Raw genomic sequence first — 20,993 nt, forward strand, 5'->3', positions numbered from 1 at the left:
CGCGGTCGTCAGGTGAGCGGCGCCACGTCCACGGACACCGAAATACTGCTCTCCTCTGCTTCGGTGTAGATGACACCTCGCAACGGCGGCACGTCCGCGTAGTCGCGACCCCAGGCAACGGTGGCATAGCGCTCGTCGACCAGTTGGTCGTTGGTCGGATCGAAGGCCAGCCACTGTCCGCCTGGTGACCACACCGCGGCCCAGGCGTGTGTTGCGTCCACCCCGATCATGCGTTCCTTGCCCGGCGGCGGCTCGGTCGCGAGGTATCCGGACACGTAGCGTGCAGCGAGCCCCTTCGACCGAAGACACGCGATCGCGAGGCGCGCGAAGTCCTGGCACACTCCGGATCTGGCGTCGAGGACGTCGGCGACCTTGGTCGAGACCGTCGTCGAACCGGACTGGTAGGTGAAGTCGGTGAAGATCCGGTGAGTCAGGTCGACGACGACCTCACGAAGGGCGCGCCCGTCGGCGAAGCTCGCCTCCGCGTACTCGCACACCGCATCGGTGATCTCCGGTGTGTCCAGATCCAGCACGAATTCGACGGCAACGGCCGCCTCGCCGTCGGACGCAACTCCGCTCACCCCTCTGGGGCGTGCGTCTTCCCAGGGCAGCGCCTTTCCGATCGCCAGTTCCGCCGAGCTCGGTGGATCGACCTCGACGAGCGAATCCGCGGTGACGACCAACTTCTCGTGATCGGAGCTGACGTGGAAGTACACGTCCTCGTTGCCGTAGACGTCGACCCCGAAGGACTGATCGGTCGGCGACGGTTCGACCGTCACGGACTTCTCCACGCAGCGCTGTGATTCGGTATCGCGAGGCGCCAGGAATCCGCGGCCGTACGACGAGGTCACCCGATCCGAATACGAATACGTGGTGATGTGTTTGATGCGGTATCGCCTGCTCATGCTCCGTCACCGTTCGTCGAACCGATCGTGCGCGGGATCGCGCGCCTGCCGACTGTGCCCCACAGCGGCTGTGTGCCGCCAGGAAGCACCATGTGGGTGGCGAGGATGACGCGAGAGAGCTCCTCGAGCTGCGCATGGATCCCGTCGACGAGATCGAGCAGATCGATGCGACGGCCGGACGCGTCGACCGATTCCAGATCGCCCGGATCCACCCGGCGCAGCCGGACCGCCATCTGCTCGACCAACACCTCGGCGCGCGAGGTTCCCGACGCGTCGGGCAGTGAACCGAGGTCGTGTTTGAGGCGGTCGAGCTGATAGACCAGCGAACGTGGGTTGCCCTCGTCGAACAACAGCAGTTGAGCCACCGCGGCAGGGCGTGCTCGCCCGCGGTTGCGGCGTCGGTAGATGACCGACGACTCGGCGGCGGACAGCACCGAGTCGATGACAGCCTGCTCGGTGGACGGGGTGAGTGCGTGGCTCAGCGTTGCCGACAGCAAGGCGGTCAACTGCAGACCACGCTCGATCCGCTTGCCGGAATCCATCAGGTACCACCCCGGATCGCGCACCATCGACTCCGATGCGAGTCCACTGAGTGAGAGCAGCCCGCGCAGCACCGAGGATTGCGAGGCAGCCAGCTGGGCGCCGTCACCTGCACTGGCCGTCTCCAGGTCCTCGAGTGCGGTGTCGATGCGGTTCAGCACCGCCCAGGTGTCGTTGGAGAGCTGATCTCGCACTCCTCGCGCCGCGTGCTGCAGCCGGTCGATCGATTGAGCGAGCGAGCCCAGCCGGTCCACCGACAAGGTCAGTGACCGCATCTCCGCCACCGCATCGATGCGAACATCTGCGTCGAAGAAGCCGGGGCCGGTGCCCGATACCCGCGTGACAGCCTCGAGCAGGATCGGCAGGCTGTCGCTACCGTCGAGCCACGGCATCGACTGATAGTCCTGCAGTCGCTCACGCGCTGCGATCAGAAGGCGCGTCATGTCCTCGGCGCGTTCGGCGTACCGCCCCAGCCAGAACATGTCCCCCAGTACCCGTGGGGAGCTGACGACATCGACCGTTGCCGCCGCGTACTGCGGCAGTTCCTCCACGGACGCCGGCGGGGTGTGCGGAGCCGAATCGGCAGGCGTCACACGTTCGGCCGATCGAACCCAGACGTCCTTGGACGCCACGGTGATCAAGGGATCCGCGACAGGAGAGGTGAGAAGCACCTGTCCCAGACCTCCCGCCATCGGTGTGTAACCGACCCGCTGCGCGACACTGAACAGCCGCATCCCCACTTCGGCGGCGCCGACGTCGCCGCCGAATCCGGAACCCGGAGCGACCGCGAACTCGGGGACCTCCTGACCGACCCACTTCCACGGCTCGGCGCTGATGCGGCGTAGGAGCGTCTCCACTCCGCCCGTCGTCAGTTCATGACCGACGACGGACTTTCGGGTGGTGATCGAGCGGAACACGAGCGTTCGAATATGCGCCTGCATGTGCGACAACGCAGCAGAATCACCGCCCCAATAGGTCGGTGTCGATTCGAGAAGCAGATCCTCGTCGAGCAGCGCACGACTCATGGCGGGCAGCAGCGGCAACAGGGCCGCACTCTCGAGCACACCGCTTCCCAACGTATTCACCACCGTCACCGCGCCGCGACGCAGAACCTCGACGAGCCCGACGACGCCGAGACGAGAATCGGGTCGGAGGTCGAGTGGATCGGCGAATTCCGCATCGATACGACGCAGCACGACATCGACGCGGCGCAGTTTCCCGAGGGACCGCATCCACAGGCACCCGTCGCGAACCACCAGATCGGCGTTCTCGACCAGCGGAAAACCGAGAACTGTCGCGAGGTAGGCCTGGTCGAATGCGGTCTCCGAATGCGATCCAGGACTGAGCACCACGACGACCGGGTCCTCGGCAGCTGCGGGTGCGGCGTCGATCAGCGCGAGCCGCATCGCCCTCGCGAACGTCGACAGTGGCCGAGGATTGGTGTCCTGGAAGAGTTCCGGTGTCGCGCGGGACATCACGCGACGGTTGGCCAGTGCATAACCGATGCCCGACGGTGCCTGAGTGCGATCGGCGTACACCCTGAAGCGACCGTCGCTGCCGCGGCCGACATCTGCGGCATGGATGAACAGCTGCCGCGGTCCAGGGATCGTTATCCCGTGTGCCGCGCGCAGGTATCCCGGGTCGCCGAAGACCAACTCGGGTGGAACCAATCCCTGCCGAACCGTGTCCATCGGACCGTAGAGATCGGTGAGAAGCGCATCCAACAACCTCGAACGTTGGATCAGCCCTGCTTCCAGTACATCCCAGTCGTCGGCGGCCACCACCAACGGAATGCCGTCGAGACCCCAACGAACGGGCGACGCGACGCTCTCGGACCCGTCGATCGGAATCGGGTTGTACGTGATTCCGTGGTCGTCGACGAGGCGACGAACCCTCGACTGCAGAGCCCGTTCACTGCCGCGCCCAGCGTCGTCGAGGCCCCGTACCAGTTCGGCCCATTGCGGCCGCACCGCAGCATCGGCGCCGAGGAGCTCGTCGTAGCGGCCGACGCTGCCGGTGACTGCGTCGCGGCGCGCGCGATACTCCGAAATCACTTGCTCGGACACCGAAGGCGTGGTTGACGGCCCGGCGTGGCCGACGACCTTCTCCGAGCCTGGACCGAGAGTATCGACGGGCACCATCGAGTCGTCATTCCTTCCGTCGGAAGAGACCGGTCCGCGCTGGCACCGGCGGTCTTCACAGGTTCGACTCGTTGCTCGATCGTGCCGCCGCTACACGGAGTAGACACCCGTGCGACGGAGGTCGAGCATTCCGGGCGCGGTGACATCGATCGATTGTCGAGCGTGCATCTCGACCAATCTTGCTACGTCGACCTTCCCGGCCGCGAATCCGCCCTCTTCGAACCGGCCGTTGCGACGAGCTTCGGCCTCGACGGAGTTGACCGGTGGACCATCGTAGGACCTCCCACCTGGGTGAACCACGTGATACGTGCATCCACCGAGCGCACGTCCGGTCTGCTTTTCGATGAGGTCGAAGTGCAGTGGGCTCTGTACCTCGATCGTCGGATGCAGCGCGCTCGGTGGCTGCCAGGCGCGGTACCGAACACCCGCGACCTGAACATCCTGACGCTCGGTCCGCAACAGCGGAACCGGAACCCCGTTACACGTGACGAGATACCTGCCCTCGTCCGCTCCGGCCACACTGACCTGGATTCGTTCGACCGACGAGTCGACGTACCTCGCCGTTCCCGATGATGTCGACTCCTCGCCGAGTGTGTTCCACGGTTCGATCGCCCCGCGCAATTCGAGTTCGGCGTCGCCGACGACCGTCGTGCCGATCCTCGGAAAACGGAACTCGGTGAACGGATCGAGCCAGCTGGTGTCGAACTCGATGCCGTGTTCACGCAGGTCCTCCGCAACCCGGCCGATGTCGGCGATCAGGAAGTGCGGCAGCATGTATCTGCCATGCAGGTTCGCACCGTGCCGGATCAGTGGGGCCTCCAGCGGCTCGTCCCAGAATCTCGACACCATCGACCGAACCAGAAGCGACTGGACCATCGCCATCTGATGGTGTGGAGGCATCTCGAACCCGCGCAGCTCCAACAGACCGAGCCTGCCTCGCGTGCTGTCGGGGCTGTACAGCTTGTCGATGCAGAATTCGGCGCGGTGGGTGTTGCCCGTGATATCGGTCAACAGATGTCGCAGGGCCCGATCGACGACCCACGGTGACGCCGATCGGTCCGATCCCGTCAGCCTCTTGATCTCGCTGAAAGCAACTTCCAGCTCGTACAGCGATTCCTCTCGCCCCTCGTCGGCACGCGGTGCCTGCGACGTCGTGCCGACGAAGCGACCGGAGAACAGGTACGACAACGACGGGTGCCGCTGCCAATGCGTCAGGAGCGAGACCAACAGGTCCGGCCGTCGAAGGATCGGTGAATCGGATGGAGTGCTGCCGCCGAGAGTGATGTGGTTTCCGCCGCCGGTTCCCCGCGTGGTGCCGTCGTTGTCGAAGCCCTCGGTACTCAGACGTGATTGACGAGCCTCTCGGTACAGAGTCTGCATCAGGTCGTTCTGCTCGGCCCACGACGACACCGGCTGCACGTTCACCTCGATGACGCCCGGGTCGGGAGTCACGGTCAATGTCTGTATCCGCGGGTCCGACGGAGGCCCGTAGCCCTCGACGACGACCGGGGTACCGATTGCCGCCGCCGCGTTCTCCACGAGCGAGACCAGCTCGACGAAATCGTCGAGCTGATTCGTCGGCGGCATGAACACGTGCAGGACCCCGTCACGTACTTCGGCGACGAGGGCTGTCACATCGTCGCCCCCGACGCTGCCGCGGGCCGCCTCGTTCGATTCCACCAGGCGTGCGTACCGCGCTTCGACCGGATCAACGGGCCGAGGTGGCCGCTGGGTCCGTTGCTGCGACGGCAGAGGTGCGACGGGGGCCGTCGGATCCGCTGGGTTCTCGGGCCGACCTCCGCTCCACGAAATTGCGTTGAGCGGGAGGCGAAGACCCGCAGGCGAATCCCCCTCGAGGAGGACGAGACGACCTCGACGCAGTGTCCAGTCCGCACTCTGCCAGGCGTCCCCGCCCGGAGTTCGACCGATCGGGAGTACGAACGCTGCAGGCTCGTCGGTGCTGGTGTCGAGCCGCTTCAGCAGCTCGGCCCTGGCATCGGCCGAATCCCTGCCCGGTTCCAGATCGTCGTCGTCCCCCGGTGGGTCGCCGTACGGTTGGCGCACGAGATCGAGCAACCGTACGAGTGGATCCTCGTACGCCGGACGAGCCTGCCGCGCGGGCAGTCCCAGTGCTTCGGCCACACTCTCGACGAGGGCACGCGAGGACGATGCGTCCACGGGTGCCGGCTTCTCGTCGTCGGGTAGCCACGGGTCGGCAATCAGATCCGAATCCGTCCACAATGCTTCGCCGTCGGTGCGCCAGAACAATCCGACCTGCCACCGGGGCAACGGCTCGCCGGGGTACCACTTGCCCTGGCTGCGCTGTACGAGTCCGTCGGGCGCGTAGATGGTGCGAAGGCGTTCGGCGAGGGCACTGGCGAGCAGACGTTTGTGTGGTCCGTCCGCTGTGGTGTTCCACTCGGGCGCTTCCTGATTCTCGATGGCGACGAACGTCGGCTCACCGCCGACCGTCAGTCGGATGTCCTGCCCGACCATGCGTTCGTCGAGCACGGCCGCCGTGCCCAGAATCGACGTCCATTGCTCTTCGGTGTACGGAAGCGTGGTGCGCGGGTCCTCGTGAACTCGAACGACGGTGTTGGAGAAGTCGAGTTCGGCCGTGCACTTGCCGGTCGCGCCCGAAATCGCTGCTGCAGTGGACGGATGCGGCGTCGCCGACAGTGGTATGTGCCCTTCACCGGCGAACAACCCGGACGTGGGATCCATACCGACCCATCCCGCGCCGGGCAGGTACACCTCGGTCCAGGCGTGGAGATCGGTGAAGTCCGCTGCAGGGCCGGACGGACCGTCGAGCGATTTCACATCGGATGCCAACTGCACGAGGTACCCGGAGACGAACCTCGCCGCCAAACCCATCTGCCGCAGTATCGAAACCAGCAACCATGCCGAGTCGCGACACGATCCGACAGCCGAGGTCAGTGTGTGATCTGGCGACTGGACGCCCGGCTCCATCCGCACCGAATATCCGACGTCGCCGAGCACCGCCTGGTTGGCCATCACGAGAAAATCGATGGTCCGAAGTTTCGGACCTCGCTCGCGGACTGCAGCCTCCAACTTCTCCACCCACGCCGTGACCACCGGGCCAGGACCCGTTCCTGCTTCTTCCTCGTCGACCGGACGCAGATACGGCTCCAGGTCGGGCACATCCTCCGACTCGTAGTCGAACCCGAAGTGCTCTGCCCAGTCCTCGACGAAGAAATCGAGAGGGTTGATCACCGCCATGTCAGCGACGAGACCGACCGTGATCGACATATGGTCGGTGCGCTCGGGGAATACCACACGCGCCAGAAAGTTGCCGAAAACGTCCTGCTGCCAATTGACGAAATGTTCCGCCGGCTCGATCGCCAACGAATATGCCTCGATCGGAGTCCGCGAATGCGGTGCAGGACGAAGCCGAATTTCGTGCGGATACACCTGCACCATTCGGTCGAATGCATAGCTCGTTCGGTGTTCCAGTGCGACCTTGATGCCCACGACGAGCCCCTCACATGTGCCGGTATGGGTTAGAACCACCAACCCTAGAGGTCACCCAGTTCCCGCGCTCGCCGAGAATCGTGTCCCAAATGTGCAGTCCGAGGACGCGTGTACTGCTTGACATGGTCCCCACGCGTGGGGTTCGCTCACTTGCGAATTCACTCAGACTTCTTTCATCACATTTCATGACTCCAGGCGAGGGGAAATTTCGTGAGCGAGAACCCACCCAACGGACCGCAGTACGGCGGTCGTGATCCTGAAAAACCGGATCAGGGCACACCCCAGGGGCCGGGTGGCGGTTACTCGCCACCCGGGGGCTATCCGCCACCGCAGGGTGGAAATCCACCTCCCGGCAACTACCCACATCCCGGGAACTACCCGCCACCGCAAAGCTTTCCCCCACCGCAGGGCGGAAATCCGCCCTCTGGCGGAAGCTACCCACCACCCGGCAACTACCCACCACCCGGCAACTACCCACCGCCGCCAGGGAATTACCCACCGCCGCCAGGGAATTACGGCGACCTTGGCGGGTCGACCCAACCTCGCTTGGATGTAGGCGCTGCCCTCAATTACGGGTGGAACCGATTCAAGTCCAACGTAGGCGTATGGATCGGCTTCACGGTGGCCGCCGTTGCCATCGTTGCGGTGCTGTACTTCATCTTTCTTGCCGCTGTGTTCAGCAGCGGACCCACGATCGATGACGACGGCTCTGTCGAATCGGGGTCGCTCTCCTTTTTCTCTTTCGGCTTCCTATTCTTCCTGATCGTCATCGCTCTCGTCGGTTACCTACTCAACGCCGCATTCATCCGTGGCGCCCTGCACGAAGTCGACGGAATCAAGCCGGGCTTCGGATCGTTCTTCCAGTTCCAGAACGTCGGCAACGTGATCGGCGCATCGCTACTTGTCGGACTGGCGACCGGAATCGGCTTCGTCCTCTGCTACCTCCCGGGCATCGTCATCGCAATCTTGACGGCGTTCGTTCTGCAGTTCGTAGTCGACCGCAACAGTTCTCCGATCGATGCGATCAAAGCGAGTTTCAAGATAGTGACGGACAATCTCGGTCAAGTTCTCCTGCTACTACTTGCGTTGTTCGCTGTCAATTTTGTGGGGTCCATTCCTTTCGGTTTGGGATTGTTGGTCACCATCCCGGTCACCGTCATCGCGGCGACCTACGCCTACCGCGTGCTCACCGCCGGTCACGTCGCTCCAACTACGTAATCTCCGTTTCATCGCGGAAATCGTCGTTGCGGTGACGATCAACTCGAGCCCGACCAAGCAGGGCAAGCACGACGAGCTGGCCGGCGGAACGCAGGTCGTCAAGATCCGCTAGACCGACAGAGAACTGTTTACTCAGAGCCCGCCATTGCCCGACAATGGCGGGCTCTCGTCGCTTCTCGTGGCCCCCGATTCCGACAATTGACCTCTCACACCGACCGGTGTCGGCGCACACTTGTCTGCGAGCCCCCTGACGAGGAGTGATCACCGTGAGCGAGAACCCACCGAACGGACCGCAGTACGGCAGCAATCCCGATCCGGAAAGGCCGGATCCGGGCAGAGTCGAGCCGCCCGACCGAGGGTCGACACCACCCCCGCCGAACTACCCGCCAGCCGGCGGCCCGCCGCCCGGGAACTACCCACCCCCTCCCGGCAACTACCCGCCAGCCGGCGGCTACCCACCTCCCGGCAACTACCCACCCCCTCCCGGGAACTACGGGCCTTCCGGTTACGGAGGTGGTGCGCCGACCACGGTGAGCGTCGGAGACGCGATCTCGTTCGGCTGGAACAAGTTCAAGAACAACGCCGGTGTGTGGATCGGCATAGTGCTGATCGCGGCGGTCATCCAGATAGTCGTCAATCTGATCTTCGGCGGATTCAACACATCGGATGATTTCTCGGATGCATTCGGCGTGTGGAGAGTCGTCGGCGCCCTCGTCGGCGCAGTCGTCGGCTACCTGATCAATGCCGCTCTGGTCCGAGGCGCACTCCACGAGGTGGACGGCACCAAACCCGCCATCGGATCGTTCTTCCAGTTCGCGAACGTCGTCGCCATCGTCCTCGCCAGCATCATCGTCGGCATCGTCGTGACGATAGGCCTGATCCTTCTGATCATCCCCGGCGTCATTCTGGCGTTTCTGACCTGGTGGACTCTGCAATTCGTCGTCGACCGCAACGAAGATGCGATCACCGCCATCAAATCCAGCTTCCGCGCGATATCGACCAATGCCGGCCAGCTGTTCCTGCTGGCTCTGGCATTGGTCGGCATCAACATTCTCGGCGCAATCCCGTGTGGCCTCGGATTACTGGTGACCATCCCGATCACGATGATCGCGTCGACGTACGCCTACCGAATCGTGACGGGCGGCAGGCCTGTGTGACGCACTACCTGCCCGTGCGGGTCACACCGGAGTTGCAGCCGAGTCGGCGTCGCCCCCATCGCTGCTGGTCTCTGCCTTCTTCTCCGGCTTGAAGTCGATTCCGGATTCCTTGCGCTGCTGCGGGGTGATGGCTGCAGGCGCATCGGTCAGCGGGTCGACGCCGCCGCCCGACTTCGGGAACGCGATGACCTCGCGGATCGAGTCGACACCTGCGAGCAGCGCCGTGATGCGATCCCATCCGAACGCGATTCCGCCGTGCGGAGGTGCGCCGTAGCTGAAGGCGTCGAGAAGGAAACCGAACTTCTCCTGAGCCTCTTCCTTTCCGATGCCCATGATGGCGAAGACGCGTTCCTGAATGTCCTTGCGGTGGATACGAATACTGCCGCCGCCGATCTCGTTGCCGTTGCACACGATGTCGTAGGCGTAGGCGAGAGCCGATCCGGGTTCGGTGTCGAAGGTCTCCATCGACTCGGGTTTGGGCGAGGTGAAAGCGTGGTGAACCGCTGTCCATGCGCCGGAACCGACGGCGACGTCACCACTGGCGGTCGCGTCGGATGCGGGCTCGAACAGAGGCGCGTCGACGACCCACACGAACGCCCATGCCTTGGGATCGATCAGGTCGAGCTTGCGTGCGATCTCACCGCGCACTGCACCGAGTAGACCGCGGGACGCCTTGATCGGGCCGGCCGAGAAGAAGATGGCGTCACCGGGCTTGGCACCGACATGAGCGGCGAGACCGTCTCGTTCGGTATCGGTCAGGTTCTTGGCAACCGGTCCACCGAGGGTGCCGTCCTCGCCGACGAGGACGTACGCGAGACCCTTGTGGCCACGCTGCTTGGCGAATTCCTGCCACTTGTCGAGCTGCTTGCGTGGCTGCGACGCGCCACCCGGCATCACCACAGCACCGACGTACGGTGCTTGGAATACGCGGAACGTGGTGTCGGAGAAGAAATCCGTGCACTCGACGAGCTCGATGTCGAAGCGCAGATCCGGTTTGTCGGATCCGTAGCGGCGCATCGATTCCGCGTAGGTGATGCGCGGAATCGACGTCGTGAATTCATATCCGACGAGCTTCCACAGCGCTTCGAGGATCTCCTCCGCGAGAAGAATCACGTCGTCCTGTGTGACGAAGCTCATCTCGATGTCCAGCTGCGTGAACTCCGGCTGACGATCGGCGCGGAAGTCCTCGTCGCGGTAGCACCGCGCAATCTGGTAGTAGCGCTCGATGCCGCCGACCATCAACAGCTGCTTGAACAACTGGGGGCTCTGCGGCAGGGCGTAGAAGCTGCCCGGCTGCAGGCGGGCGGGCACCAGGAAGTCACGAGCGCCCTCGGGGGTGGATCGCGTCAGTGTCGGCGTCTCCACCTCGACGAACTCGTGGTGCGCGAGCACTCCGCGAGCTGCAGCGTTGACGTGCGACCGCAGACGGATGGCGTGGCCGGGTCCTTCGCGGCGCAGATCCAGGTAGCGATACTTCAGCCGGGCTTCCTCACCCGGCTGGTCGTCGAGCTGGAACGGCAGCGGCGCGCTCTCGGAGAGAACCTCGATGTCGGATGCGTCGACCTCGATCGCACCGGTCGGAATCTCGTAGTTCTGGTTACCCTCGGGCCGCTGCTCGACCTTCCCTGTCACCTTGACGACGTACTCGGCGCGGAGACGGTGAGCTTGCTCGGCGACATCGCCCTCACGGAAGACGACCTGGGCGACGCCGGATGCATCGCGGAGGTCGATGAAGATCACACCGCCGTGATCGCGTCGACGCGCCACCCAACCCGTCAGTGTGACTGTTCTATCGACGTGCTCGGCTCGGAGTGAGCCGGCGAGGTGGGTGCGCAGCACGGTTTTCCTTTCGAAAAAATGGGGTCGAGATTCTTCGTCGAGTATCGATCCTACGGAGACACATGGCCCGACCGGAAACGCGATACCTCCACAGCATGGGAAGCTGCTACTCGACGGCCCGCGGCGACGGGCCGTCGACACCTCGACGAGTGCGACGTTCTTGCCGGAAGGACACCAGAGATGACGTTCAGAGAAGGCGCAAGGATGCAGCCCGGCCGCGTATCGGTCGGCGGGGGCGGTGGCGGAGGCAAGGGCGGCAAGATCGCGCTCGGCGGAGGCGCGGGTGGCCTTGTCATCCTGGTCCTCGCTCTGTTGTTCGGCGGGGACCCTGGCTCGATCCTCGGCCAGTTGAGCGGGAGCACGGACAACTCCGGTCAGTACTCCGGTTCGGGCACGTTGGAGAACTGCGAGACAGGCGCCGACGCGAATGCGAATGTCGACTGCCGGGTCAACTTCACCGTCGGCAGCCTCGACACGGTCTGGGAATCACAGCTGCAGCCGCAGACCGGAGTCGCGTACGTCCAACCGGAGGTGCGACTGTTCTCGGGTTCGATCAGCACCGGTTGCGGCAACGCCACCAGTGCCGTCGGCCCGTTCTACTGCCCTGCCGATTCGACCGCGTACTTCGACACCAGCTTCTTCCAGGTACTGGTCGATCGTTTCGGTTCGAGCGGCGGACCTCTCGCGCAGGAGTACGTCGTCGCGCACGAAATCGGCCACCACATCCAGAATCAACTCGGCGACATCGGCCGCGCACAGCAGGATCCGCAGGGTGCCGAGTCCGGCGCTGTCCGCGTCGAACTCCAGGCCGATTGTTACGCAGGCGTCTGGGCACACCATGCCGCGGTGATCGAGGATCCGAACACCGGCGAGCCGTTCCTGGAACCGCTGACGAACACCGACATCTCCGACGCGCTGTCCGCGGCGTCGTCCGTCGGCGACGACCGAATCCAGCAGGCGTCGAGCGGCCGGGTCAATCCAGAGGGCTGGACGCACGGATCGTCCGAACAACGACAAGCGTGGTTCGCCTCGGGCTACCGAACCGGGCAGGTAGCAGCATGCGACACCTTCTCGGCTCGAGATCTGAACAACCCACCCGCTCTTCGTTAGAGCGTTCGAGCGTCAGAACAGGGTGGGCGCAGGCTCCCGTTGCTCGGCTGGACCGGGTGCCGCCGGTACGTTCGCTGGCATCGAGCGCGACTCACCGGTGCCGAACCCGTAGCGGTCCAGAAGCGGATCGATGCGCCCACGAAGCCATGCTGTGTATTCGGGCGTGACGTAGGCGCCGTGCCCGTAGAGCTGCCGGTAGCGACGCACGAGCGCCGGATGCTCCTCGGCGAGCCACGACATGAACCAGTCCTTCGTCGAGGACCGCAGGTGCATCGGCATCGCCGTGACCGAGGTGGCACCCGCCTCGGCCAGTGCAGCGAAGAGCGCGTCGAGCTGGCGAGCACCGTCGGTGAGGAACGGGATGACCGGCGCAACCATGACGCCGCACGGGAAACCCGCGTCACGCACCGCCTTGATCAGATCGAGGCGCGCCCGCGGACTCGGCGTACCCGGCTCGATCTGCTTCTGCAGATCGGCGTCATGGATGGCAAGGCTGACGTTGATGTGCACGTCCACCTGCTGGGCCGCGAGCGCCAAGAGTGGCAGATCGCGTCTGAGCAGAGTGCCCTTGGTCAGGATCGAGAACGGTGTCCCGGACTCGGCGAGTGCGCGAATGATGCCGGGCATCAAGCGATATCGACCCTCCGCACGCTGGTACGGATCGGTGTTGGTGCCGAGCGCGACGGGCTCGTGTTTCCACGACTTACGAGCGAGCTCCTTACGGAGCACGGCCGCGATATTGGTCTTGACGATTATCTGGGTATCGAAATCCGAGCCTGCGTCCAGGTCGAGATATTCGTGTGTGGGGCGCGCGAAGCAATAGCGGCACGCATGCGAACACCCGCGAGCCGGATTGATGGTCCACGAGAACGGAAGCGGTCCGTCACCGGAGATCTTGTTGAGTGCGCTCTTGCACAGGACCTCGTGGAAGGTGATGCCCTCGAACTCCGGGGTTTGCACGCTGCGCACCAATCCCGACCGCTCCAGCCCGGGAAGCGCGCCCTCGTCGGCGGCGTCGAGCGTTTGACCGGACCATCGCATGGCCACAAGTCGAACATTTGTTCTAGGACATGTCAAGACGCCACGAGGACAGCGTGATTCGGGGGTGTCACCGGCGCAGGTGATGGGTCGATCTGTACGGGAGGATAGCGTGTACCCACTGCCCGGATCCCACAAGGAGCGTTCCCCCACGTGACTGCACCGAACATCCCCACCCTCGAACCGATTCTCCGGCTGGGACTGACGCTCGGCGTTCCGGTCGACGTGGGCACGGTACCGTCCGGCGAGCGAGTGGTGACGCCGATTCTCGGCGGCGCTGCGCCGGGGCCCGACATCGAAGGAACACTGGCGGCATCGTCCTCCGTCGTCGGTGTGACCCGCGGCGACGGGTGCACCGAGTTCACCGCCGAGCTGACCCTGGAATTGACTGTCGGAGGATATCTTTCGATGACATACCGCGGGCTCCAGTTCGGCCCCGCAGACGTCATCGAATCGCTGAACGGCTCGGAGGACGTGGACCCGGCAACGTACTACTTCCGAGGCACTCTCGACATCGCCACTTCAGTGCCGCAGTTCACCTATCTCAATCGAGCACTCGTAGTCACATCAGGCTCACGATCGGCGGAATCGGTTGTGCTCGACGCATTCCTGGTGACCTAGCTTTCCGGTGACCTAGCTCTCTGGTGACCCAGCGCATCAGGACGACAGGTTTGCCACCTCGCGGTCGGTGAGGGTGGCCAGTGGCGTTCGCCCTGCCTCCCGCACCAACTCGACTGCGCGATACAGCGGGCGCTCGTCGAGCCCTGCATCGCGCGCTTCTGCTTTCAACTGATCGACGAGGACGGCGGCGACCGCCGCTGCGGGAACCAATTCACTGGTCCACAGGGCGTCGGCCAACTTGCGCAGTGCGAGAATCGGCAGCTCACGACCCCCGCCCTTGGTGTAGAGGGCAAGCGCGATCGTGATCCGGGCATGCCCGTCGTACACACGAAGCGAAATCTGATCGATGCGTGCGGTCCTGACCTGGATCTCCGCCGAGACCACCTTCGAGACATCGAGCGTGCGCGTCCGCACACCGCCGCGAGCGTGCATCATGCTGCCGGTCAACCAGGTTCGTCGCCGCAGCCCTACCCATGCCGATCCCGCCGTCGGCACGGCGACCACGATGCCGATCACCACCGCGACGGCAACGGGTAGAAAGAAACTCGCGATCACCGCCAACAGGACGCCGACGACAACGGCGCCGACGGCTACCTTGCGAAGCCGCGGAGCGATGAGTTCGACAGGTACGAGATCCAGATCGACGCGATCACCGCTGTGTCCGTCAGCCGGCAAGTTCGGCCTCCAGGTGCGCGACCACCTCGGACAACGCAATCTCCTTCTGCTCACCCGTCGCCAATTCCTTGACCACGACGACGTTGCCTGCCAGTTCCTTGTCGCCGAGAACGAGCGCGTACTGCGCCCCGGACCTGTCGGCGGCCTTCATCGCACCTTTGACTCCGCGATTTCCGTACGCCAGATCGACGCTGATTCCTGCGACGCGTAGCTTGCCCGCGATGGCGACGATCTGCGCCTTCGCGTCGACGCCGAGAGGAACACCGAACACCGCGCATCGCGACGCCGCACCGGCGGACTTACCCTCCGCGGCGAGCGCAAGCATCGTACGGTCCACGCCGAGCCCGAAACCGATTCCGGAGAGCTCCTGGCCACCCAGCTGCGCCATCAACCCGTCGTAGCGGCCGCCGCCACCGATTCCGGATTGTGCACCGAGCCCGTCGTGCACGAATTCGAATGTCGTCTTGGTGTAATAGTCGAGCCCACGGACCATCCGAGGATTGACCACATACGGCACCTTCAGCGCATCGAGGTGACCGAGCACCTCGTCGAAGTGTGCCTTCGCGGTCTCGGACAGGTGATCGAGCATCAGCGGCGCGTCGGCCGTCATCTCACGCACCTCGGGCCGTTTGTCGTCGAGAACACGTAGCGGGTTGATCTCCGCCCGTATGCGGGTGTCAGCGTCGAGCGGGAGCGCGAGAAGGAACTCCTGCAGCAACTCTCGATACTGCGGACGACACGTATCGTCGCCGAGCGAGGTGACTTCGAGGCGGAAGTCGGTCAGTCCGAGGCTGCGGAACCCCGTGTCGGCGACCGCGATCACCTCGGCGTCCAGCGCTGGATCGTCGACGCCGATGGCCTCGACGCCCACCTGCTGCAACTGGCGGTAGCGCCCGGCCTGGGGGCGTTCGTAGCGAAAGAACGGTCCCGCATACGCAAGCTTCACCGGCAAGGCGCCCCGGTCGAGCCCGTGCTCGATCACCGCGCGCATCACACCGGCCGTGCCCTCGGGACGGAGAGTGACGGATCGATCACCGCGGTCGGCGAACGTGTACATCTCCTTACTGACGACGTCGGTCGACTCACCGACTCCGCGGGCGAACAACCCGGTGTCCTCGAAGATCGGAAGCTCGATGTGGCCGTACCCGGCATTGCGGGCTGCAGTCAGCAGACCCTCGCGAACGGCCACGAACTCGGCTGAATTCGGGGGGACGTAGTCGGGAATGCCCTTGGGCGCAGAGAATGTAGACGGCTTGCTCACGGTCACAGTGTTCCTTGTTCGGGGCTGGGCAGTCCAACGAGAAACGGATTCGACGCTCGTTCCTGGCCGATCGAACTCTGTCCCCCGTGGCCGGGCAGAATGACCGTCTCGTCCGCCAGGGGCAGCAAAGTGCTCGCGATCGAAGCCAGTAGCTGCTCGTGGTTCCCGCCGGGGAGGTCGGTCCGGCCGATGGATCCGGCGAACAGGGTGTCCCCCGTCAACGCAATGGTGGCAGTGCCGTCCGGGGCGGTCACGTCGGTGGTGAACACGACCGATCCCTGAGTGTGCCCCGGCGTGTGCAACACCCCGAAGGTGATTCCGGCAAGTTCGAGCGTCGTGCCCCCGACCAGGTCGATCACGTCGGCAGGCTCGTGGAACTCGGCATCACCCAACAACGCAGCGAGGGTCGGGCCCGTCCCTCGAAGCGGATCGGACAGCATGTACCGATCCTCGTCGTGGATGTAGGCCGGGATTCCGAACTTGGTGCACACTGGTTCGACCGACCAGGTGTGATCGAGATGCCCGTGGGTCAACAACACCGCGACAGGAGTGATGTTCGACGAGTTCAGGAACTCGATCAGGGGTTCGGCCGCGTCCTGACCTGGATCGACGACGACGCACTCCTGTGCACCATCGTGCGCGAGGATGTAGCAGTTGGTCTGGAACATTCCCGCCGGGAATCCGGTGACGAGCACGGCGCTAACTCCTAAACGGTTGTGGCCAGGTGGTTCGTCAAGACTAGTGGGGAGGTTCCTGCCGGCTACACCAGTACCCACTGGAACAGTTGCCAGGTAAGACACCAGTCAGTGTGTTCTCAGGATGTAATGGCACACTCACTGACGGCCGGTTTCGGCCCTGGAACAGCCGGATCTTTCGACACGGACGCCGGTCGAGGACAAGCAGGAGGACACCGAATTGCCCAGCAACGAGCAGCGGCGTGAGGCAGCGAAGAGAAAGCTCGAACGACAACTCGCACGTCGAGCGGAGCGGGCGAAGAAGCGTAAACAGCTGACGATCGCAGGATCGGTACTGGGTGTAGTGCTCGTCGTGGGCGCCGTGGCAGTGGTGTTCGCCCTGACCAGAGGAAGCGACGAGTCCGATACGACTGCCTCCGATACCCCGAACTCGGACACACTGATCGCCGATGGACGCGCGGAGCCGCTCGCCGAGACGGTGAACTGCGACTACCCCGCATCCACGCAGCCTGCCGCGAAGGCGAACACACCGCCTCGCACCGACGGTGTTCCTACCAGTGACGAACCGCTGAGCTACAGCATGTCGACCACGCAGGGCAACATCGGGCTCACGCTGAACAACCCACAGTCGCCGTGCACGGTGAACAGCTTCGTATCACTGGCCAACCAGGGGTACTTCGACGGCACGTCGTGCCACCGCCTCACGACCGGCGCAGGCCTACAGGTCCTGCAGTGCGGTGACCCGGCCGGCACCGGCATGGGTGGGCCCGGTTACCAGTTCGCCGACGAGTTCCCTGCCGACCAGTTCGCAGCGGACGACCCAGCGGCAAGCGAGCCGATCGCGTACCCGCGTGGCACCATAGCGATGGCAAACGCCGGGCCGGGTACCAACGGGAGCCAATTCTTCCTCGTCTACGGCGACTCGACGTTGCCTCCCGCGTACACGGTCTTCGGCACGATCGACGAGACAGGACTCGAGACCTTGGACAAGATCGCGGCCGCAGGCGCCGAAGGTGGCGCGCAGGACGGTAAACCTGCACTTCCCGTGGACATCACATCGGTGGTGAGCGACCTGTGATGCACCGTTCTGGCATGCACCGTTCTGGCATGCACCGTTCTGCGCTGATCGTTGCGGCCGGAGCCGTAGCCGTACTGGTGGCCGGCTGTTCCTCGGACAGCTCCGACACCACGGCGGCGACGACGAATTCCGCAGCGTCCACCACCGGATCGGCTGCCTCCACCGCACAGCAACCGCTGGATCTGAGTCGGTTCGGTGCGCTTCCCGAGGTACCCACCGCCGAGGCGTCGACGACCACGTGCGCCTACCCGGACGCCAGTCCGGCGATCAAGGACAACACTCCGCCCGCAGTGGACGGTGTGTCCACGGTGGGCACGGTGGATGTAGCGATCACGACGACGCAGGGCCCGATCGAGCTCACGCTCGACCGCACCGAGGCTCCGTGCACCGTCAACAGCTTCACCTCGCTCGCGGCACAGAACTACTTCGACGACACTCCGTGCCACCGGCTCACGACGTCTCCAGGACTGCAGGTGCTGCAGTGCGGCGACCCGTCGGGTCTCGGAAGCCGGGGACCGGGGTACGAGTACGCGAACGAGTATCCGACAACGGCCTATCCCGCAGGTGATCCCGGAGCGTCGCAGCCGGTGGTCTATCCGCGCGGAACGGTGGCCATGGCCAATGCCGGGCCGGACACGAACGGTAGTCAGTTCTTCCTCGTGTACGCGGACTCGGTGCTGCCGCCGCAGTACACGGTGTTCGGCACCATCTCCGAACAGGGACTGACGACACTGGACACGGTCGCTGCGGCCGGGGTCTCGACACCCGGTGGCGACGGCGCACCGAACGCCGAGGTCACGCTGCAGACCGTCACCAGCTCGTAGTACGACGTCTCTCCGCGGTGGTGCCTACCGGGCGCCACCGCGGAGGACGTTCTAGGCCGCCGAAGTCAACCGATAGACGTCGTATACGCCTTCGACGTTGCGCACGACATTGAGCACGTGGCCGAGATGCTTCGGATCACCCATCTCGAACGTGAACTTGCTGATCGCCACACGATCTCCCGACGTCGCAACCGACGCCGACAGAATGTTGACCTTCTCGTCGGCGAGCGCCTTGGTGACGTCGGACAGCAGCCGATGCCGATCGAGTGCCTCGATCTGGATGGCCACGAGAAACACCGACGACGCGGACGGCGCCCATTCGACGTCGATGAACCGCTCCGACTGCTCCCCCAGCGACTTCGCGTTGGTGCAGTCGGTTCGGTGCACACTGACCGATCCGCCGCGCGTGACGAATCCCAGAATCTGGTCTCCCGGCACCGGCGTGCAGCACTTCGCGAGCTTGGCCACGACCCCTTCGGTGCCCGAGACCAGCACACCTGCATCGCCGACCTGACGCGGACGCGTCGGGATGGTCGACGGCGTCGACCGTTCGGCGAGCTCTTCCTCGACGTCGCCTACACCGCCCAGGTGTGCCACCAGACGCTGCACGACGTGCTGCGCGGAGACATGGCTTTCGCCGACCGCTGTGTACAGCGCCGATACGTCGACGTAGCGGAGCTCGTGCGCGATCGTCGACATCGACTCGGCGTTCATCAGGCGCTGCAACGGCAGCCCGCCGCGTCGAACCTCCTTGGCGATGGCGTCCTTGCCCGCCTCCAGCGCTTCCTCGCGACGTTCCTTGGCGAACCACTGACGAATCTTCGTCTTGGCGCGCGGCGAGACCACGAAACCCTGCCAGTCACGACTCGGTCCGGCCGTGACGGCCTTGGAGGTGAAGACTTCCACGACCTCGCCGTTGTCGAGTGTCCTTTCGAGCGCGACGAGCCTGCCGTTGACCCTGGCGCCGATGCAGCGATGCCCGACCTCGGTGTGCACGGCGTACGCGAAGTCGACCGGGCACGAACCGGCGGGCAACGTGACGACGTCACCCTTGGGTGTGAAGACGAAGATCTCCTTGACCGCGAGGTCGTAGCGCAGCGATTCGAGGAACTCGCCCGGGTCCGCGGCCTCACGCTGCCAATCGAGCAATTGGCGCATCCACGCCATGTCGTCGACCTCGGCGTTGTCGCTTCCGTGCTTGCCGCGTGTCTCCTTGTACCGCCAGTGCGCGGCGATGCCGAACTCTGCGGTGCGGTGCATCTCGCGTGTACGGATCTGCACCTCGAGCGGCTTGCCCTCGGGACCGACGACCGTGGTGTGCAACGACTGGTACACCCCGTACCGCGGCTGAGCGATGTAGTCCTTGAATCGCCCTGCCATCGGCTGCCACAGCGAATGAACGACCCCGACCGCGGCATAACAATCGCGGATCTCGTCGCACAGGATCCGGACCCCGACGAGGTCGTGTATGTCGTCGAAATCGCGACCCTTGACGATCATCTTCTGGTAGATCGACCAGTAGTGCTTCGGGCGACCTTCGACGACCGCGCTGATCCGCGACGCCGACAGCGACGCGTTGATCTCGGCCCGCACCTTCTCCAGGTAAGTGTCACGTGAGGGTGCCCGGTCGGCGACGAGACGCACTATCTCGTCGTACTTCTTCGGATGCAGGATCGCGAACGCGAGGTCTTCGAGTTCCCACTTGACCGTCGCCATCCCGAGACGATGGGCAAGCGGAGCGATGACCTCGAGAGTTTCCTTGGCTTTGCGCGCCTGCTTTTCCGGCGGCAGAAACCGCATCGTGCGCATGTTGTGCAAACGATCCGCAACCTTGATGACCAACACTCGCGGGTCGCGGGCCATCGCGATGATCATCTTGCGGATGGTCTCGCCCTCGGCGGCGGTACCGAGCACCACCTTGTCGAGCTTGGTGACACCGTCGACGAGGTGCGCGACCTCCTCACCGAACTCGGCGGTCAGCTGAGTCAACGAATAGCCGGTGTCCTCCACCGTGTCGTGCAGCAGCGCAGCGACGAGAGTCGTCGTATCCATCCCCAGCTCGGCGAGGATGTTCGCCACCGCGAGCGGATGCGTGATGTACGGATCGCCGGACTTGCGCATCTGGGTCGCGTGGCGTTCGTCGGCCACGTCGTATGCGCGCTGCAGCAGAGCCAGGTCTGCTTTCGGGTAGAGCTCCCGGTGCAGACTGACCAGTGGCTCCAGCACCGGCTTCACAGCGGCGTTGCGGCCGGCCGTGATGCGGCGGGCCAGACGTGCACGGACCCGGCGTGACGCCGATGTCGGAACCGCAGGCGCACCCCTGGCGGGGGTGCGTGCGGTGTCCTCGGCCACTGCGGGTTCCGATGCGGGTGCGGACGTGGGTGCGGTGGGATTGTCGG

At 64.6% G+C, this 20,993-nt stretch carries 15 protein-coding genes and 1 pseudogene; 7 read left to right on the forward strand and 9 right to left on the reverse strand.

Annotation, left to right across the window (positions count from 1 at the left end; all coding sequences use genetic code 11):
• Positions 1-8: 8 nt before the first annotated feature.
• The 3 genes from RY1_RS02625 to RY1_RS02635 form a co-directional block, all read right to left on the reverse strand.
• Entirely contained in the window at positions 9-905 is an 897-nt protein-coding gene (locus RY1_RS02625) for a transglutaminase family protein (RefSeq protein WP_072801927.1), read from the reverse strand.
• Positions 902-3,586: a circularly permuted type 2 ATP-grasp protein gene (locus tag RY1_RS02630; RefSeq protein WP_072801928.1), complete on the reverse strand. Its 2,685-nt coding sequence runs from the start codon at positions 3,584-3,586 to the stop codon at positions 902-904. The genes RY1_RS02625 and RY1_RS02630 overlap by 4 nt, the downstream gene beginning before the upstream one ends.
• A gap of 90 nt (positions 3,587-3,676) precedes the next feature.
• Complete coding sequence (locus tag RY1_RS02635) at positions 3,677-7,078, reverse strand: transglutaminase family protein (RefSeq protein ID WP_072801929.1); 3,402 nt, start codon at positions 7,076-7,078, stop codon at positions 3,677-3,679.
• A 210-nt stretch (positions 7,079-7,288) separates the two neighbouring features.
• On the opposite strand from RY1_RS02635, the gene RY1_RS02640 reads away from it, so the two are divergent.
• The 3 genes and pseudogenes from RY1_RS02640 (at position 7,289) to RY1_RS02645 (ending at position 9,453) form a co-directional block, all read left to right on the forward strand.
• Complete coding sequence (locus RY1_RS02640; RefSeq protein ID WP_072801930.1) at positions 7,289-8,296, forward strand: DUF7544 domain-containing protein; 1,008 nt, start codon at positions 7,289-7,291, stop codon at positions 8,294-8,296.
• A 1-nt stretch (position 8,297) separates the two neighbouring features.
• Positions 8,298-8,408, forward strand: a pseudogene (locus RY1_RS30420) (RDD family protein); the annotation flags it as partial.
• A gap of 154 nt (positions 8,409-8,562) precedes the next feature.
• Positions 8,563-9,453 (forward strand): DUF2189 domain-containing protein, encoded by an 891-nt coding sequence (locus tag RY1_RS02645; RefSeq protein WP_072802269.1) that lies wholly within the window; start codon positions 8,563-8,565, stop codon positions 9,451-9,453.
• Positions 9,454-9,474: 21 nt separating this feature from the next.
• Here the strand turns inward: RY1_RS02645 and aspS are convergent, their stop codons facing one another.
• Complete coding sequence (gene aspS, locus RY1_RS02650) at positions 9,475-11,292, reverse strand: aspartate--tRNA ligase (RefSeq protein WP_072801931.1); 1,818 nt, start codon at positions 11,290-11,292, stop codon at positions 9,475-9,477.
• Between the two features lie 180 nt (positions 11,293-11,472).
• Here aspS and ypfJ point away from each other — a divergent pair, with 180 nt between their 5' ends.
• Positions 11,473-12,402, forward strand: a complete 930-nt coding sequence (ypfJ, locus tag RY1_RS02655; protein ID WP_072802270.1) for a KPN_02809 family neutral zinc metallopeptidase — start codon at positions 11,473-11,475, stop codon at positions 12,400-12,402.
• 12 nt (positions 12,403-12,414) lie between these two features.
• Here the strand turns inward: ypfJ and RY1_RS02660 are convergent, their stop codons facing one another.
• Entirely contained in the window at positions 12,415-13,443 is a 1,029-nt protein-coding gene (locus RY1_RS02660; RefSeq protein WP_072802271.1) for an Rv2578c family radical SAM protein, read from the reverse strand.
• Between the two features lie 150 nt (positions 13,444-13,593).
• On the opposite strand from RY1_RS02660, the gene RY1_RS02665 reads away from it, so the two are divergent.
• Complete coding sequence (locus RY1_RS02665; RefSeq protein ID WP_072801932.1) at positions 13,594-14,061, forward strand: DUF3237 family protein; 468 nt, start codon at positions 13,594-13,596, stop codon at positions 14,059-14,061.
• Positions 14,062-14,097: 36 nt separating this feature from the next.
• Here the strand turns inward: RY1_RS02665 and RY1_RS02670 are convergent, their stop codons facing one another.
• Genes RY1_RS02670 through RY1_RS02680 form a run of 3 tightly spaced genes read right to left on the reverse strand, consistent with a single transcriptional unit; the run spans position 14,098 to position 16,692 of the window.
• Entirely contained in the window at positions 14,098-14,736 is a 639-nt protein-coding gene (locus tag RY1_RS02670; protein ID WP_072801933.1) for a hypothetical protein, read from the reverse strand.
• Positions 14,726-15,997, reverse strand: a complete 1,272-nt coding sequence (hisS, locus tag RY1_RS02675) for a histidine--tRNA ligase (protein ID WP_072802272.1) — start codon at positions 15,995-15,997, stop codon at positions 14,726-14,728. The genes RY1_RS02670 and hisS overlap by 11 nt, the downstream gene beginning before the upstream one ends.
• Positions 15,998-15,999: 2 nt before the next feature.
• A complete protein-coding gene (locus RY1_RS02680) occupies positions 16,000-16,692 on the reverse strand; it encodes an MBL fold metallo-hydrolase (RefSeq protein WP_072801934.1) in 693 nt (230 codons plus the stop codon).
• Between the two features lie 220 nt (positions 16,693-16,912).
• Between RY1_RS02680 and RY1_RS02685 the strand changes: the two genes are divergently transcribed.
• Complete coding sequence (locus RY1_RS02685; protein WP_072801935.1) at positions 16,913-17,770, forward strand: peptidylprolyl isomerase; 858 nt, start codon at positions 16,913-16,915, stop codon at positions 17,768-17,770.
• Between the two features lie 29 nt (positions 17,771-17,799).
• Positions 17,800-18,594 (forward strand): peptidylprolyl isomerase, encoded by a 795-nt coding sequence (locus RY1_RS02690; protein WP_072802273.1) that lies wholly within the window; start codon positions 17,800-17,802, stop codon positions 18,592-18,594.
• A gap of 51 nt (positions 18,595-18,645) precedes the next feature.
• Here RY1_RS02690 and RY1_RS02695 read toward each other — a convergent pair whose 3' ends face one another.
• Positions 18,646-20,946: a RelA/SpoT family protein gene (locus RY1_RS02695; RefSeq protein ID WP_245819480.1), complete on the reverse strand. Its 2,301-nt coding sequence runs from the start codon at positions 20,944-20,946 to the stop codon at positions 18,646-18,648.
• Between the last annotated feature and the right edge of the window lie 47 nt (positions 20,947-20,993).

The organism is Rhodococcus yunnanensis NBRC 103083 (assembly GCF_001895005.1).
GTDB classification, from domain to species: Bacteria; Actinomycetota; Actinomycetes; order Mycobacteriales; family Mycobacteriaceae; genus Rhodococcoides; species Rhodococcoides yunnanense.

What these genes read in the sequence shown, in the direction of transcription:
- RY1_RS02625 (WP_072801927.1), bottom strand. Translation starts at nt 905, where the DNA reads ATGAGCAGGCGATACCGCATCAAACACATCACCACGTATTCGTATTCG.
- RY1_RS02630 (WP_072801928.1), bottom strand. Translation starts at nt 3,586, where the DNA reads ATGGTGCCCGTCGATACTCTCGGTCCAGGCTCGGAGAAGGTCGTCGGC.
- ypfJ (WP_072802270.1), top strand. Translation starts at nt 11,473, where the DNA reads ATGACGTTCAGAGAAGGCGCAAGGATGCAGCCCGGCCGCGTATCGGTC.
- RY1_RS02660 (WP_072802271.1), bottom strand. Translation starts at nt 13,443, where the DNA reads ATGCGATGGTCCGGTCAAACGCTCGACGCCGCCGACGAGGGCGCGCTT.
- RY1_RS02690 (WP_072802273.1), top strand. Translation starts at nt 17,800, where the DNA reads ATGCACCGTTCTGCGCTGATCGTTGCGGCCGGAGCCGTAGCCGTACTG.